The organism is Moorena sp. SIO2C4 (genome assembly GCF_010672485.1).
GTDB classification, from domain to species: domain Bacteria; phylum Cyanobacteriota; class Cyanobacteriia; order Cyanobacteriales; family Coleofasciculaceae; genus Moorena; species Moorena producens.
Map to the genome: position 1 here is coordinate 1 of NZ_JAAHGN010001210.1, position 2,095 is coordinate 2,095.

Here is a 2,095-nt window from a genome sequence, read left to right on the forward strand (position 1 = left end):
TTATACTTTCGTGATCTCCCATACTCCCCATCTCCCCACCTCCCCAGCTCCCCATCTCCCCATCTCCCTATAAAAGATCATGATGTCCCATTCCTCCTAACCTTAAATGCTGTGCGATAACCTCGTTTATGGGAATAGGTATGGGTGGTGGAGGTCACATAGTAGTCACCACTAAACTGTTTGCCCACCCCTTGGATAGTAATAACGGTACCTGCTCGCAAGTCAGAGCGTCCGACACACAAGCCCTCCCCACTGATGTATTCCAGAGCCATGTTATTAAATCCCCCCTGAGCGATTTGCTCAGCTTCTTCTCTACTAAACACAGGGCGATACAAACGTTCGCTGGTTTTTTTTCGACTACCCAAAGCCGGATCTACAGCCTTAGCACCGCTTTTGTTAGTACTAAAACCAGGGTTGGATCGCCCAATGAAGGCTTTCTTGTCCTTCGGGTTCCAACCGCGCACCTCCACCTGTCCCACCTGGGTCAAGCTGGTCAGTCGGGAAGAAAAACTGAGCAGATCCTTTCGTTGAACTAGAGTCAACACTGACTTGGATTTATCCTGATGGGGCTGAAAATATAATGTTTTATCTTGAACCACAACCTCATAACCAAGTCGTTGAGCACGGGTCTGAAGAAACTCCATATCTGTTTGGTTATGCTGTAGTACATAGTCCAAAACCAGCTTTGTGGTTACTCCCCCATACTTTAGACCCGCTTTTTTGGCAATATCTCTAGCGATATCGCTGTCTTTCTTTTTAGTAAACGAGCGAGTGTTGTAACCCCGAAGCAATCGATGACTGTAGTCGTAGCCCCGCACTGTCAACAGAGGAATTTCCCCATGGGCAAATTCTGGTTCCAGACCGGTGATCTGACCCATCATCAATTTTTGCAGTTTCCCTCCACTACCCCCGTAGCCCATAAAAATCGTTACCTCATTGCCTAGCTTAAACAGTTGCGGATCAATCCACTCCTGATTTTCTTGATCCCAGTTGGCAAGCTTGATCGTAAACATAGTGGGAGTACTAACGTTTTCATCCACAATTACTGCCATCACATCAGACCGCAACTGTTGTCCCCTGATCAGAATTCTGAAGCCAGGGACTGAGGTAGCGATGCTATTGGTACTAGCTTGAGGAGGTGTCGAGAGCATGGTTAATTTTAGGTTAGATTAAGTACCGGGATGGTCAGAACTTGACCTGGTGTCAGGTTACGGGGATTAGTAATCCCATTAGCCTTGGCAATCTCTCGCCAGAAGCTCGGGTCATTATATTCAACACCCGCAATGCTGCTCAGGGTTTCTCCACGTCGGACAACATGGATCGGGTCGTCATCCCGTGCTAGAGAACTGGGCTTTTCCCGTTCCTCATCCTCTTCAGGGATGAACTGCTGGAAAGTACAGTTGAGAGCGGCCCTGACTGGCATCCCATTAGGGGTAAACATAGTAAAGCGCTGGGTTAGTTGTCCGAGATACCCCTTAAAAATCAGGTTAAATGCCCCCCACCACAGTTCACATACAGGGGGGCGTTTTAAATCAGAGTCAATCAGAGTCAACTCAAAAATCTTATTCGTATACTCTCGAACATCTACGGCATTGGGTGCTGATAATCCATACACACCAGTTAAAGATGAAGCCGCTGTTGCCGCTCCCGATGCAACTCGTTTGAGGGGAGAGCTGCCGCCCCCGGATATACTCTCAGGTAGTCCCTCGTAGGTGTCAAAAAACAGGTCGAGAGTCAGGGTTGCTGGATCCCCACCAATAAATTTAGTATCACCGCGATCGCGGTTTTTGAGAGTTTCATGACGCCATTGGGTTGTCTTGGTAATTTGAATTTCATTAGGATTGAATAGAGGCATTGGTTTGTTTTCTGGAAAAACCATCTGCCATCTTTTTCCTGGCTGCTCCTTGAGGATGGTTAATTTATCTAACTCTGCGCCGAAGAGGCTACTTGTTAATCCTTTGGTTTGGTTTAGTGTTTTTTGGGCTAAAAAATTTTCGCGTAACCAATCTCGACGTTATCAGACTGCAATGAATAGAAGTCTACGTGTTAACACGTCGCGTACTTAACCACGATGCTTGAACGGCAATATCTAATA

Annotated in this window: 1 protein-coding gene and 1 pseudogene; both read right to left on the reverse strand. The window is 46.8% G+C overall.

From position 1 onward, the window contains the following. Positions 1-77: 77 nt before the first annotated feature. Positions 78-1,151 (reverse strand): phage late control D family protein, encoded by a 1,074-nt coding sequence (locus F6K20_RS35665; protein ID WP_008184145.1) that lies wholly within the window; start codon positions 1,149-1,151, stop codon positions 78-80. An 8-nt stretch (positions 1,152-1,159) separates the two neighbouring features. After that, a pseudogene (locus F6K20_RS35675) lies at positions 1,160-1,915 on the reverse strand (CIS tube protein); the annotation flags it as partial. Positions 1,916-2,095: the final 180 nt, after the last annotated feature.

What these genes read in the sequence shown, in the direction of transcription:
- F6K20_RS35665 (WP_008184145.1), bottom strand. Translation starts at nt 1,151, where the DNA reads ATGCTCTCGACACCTCCTCAAGCTAGTACCAATAGCATCGCTACCTCA.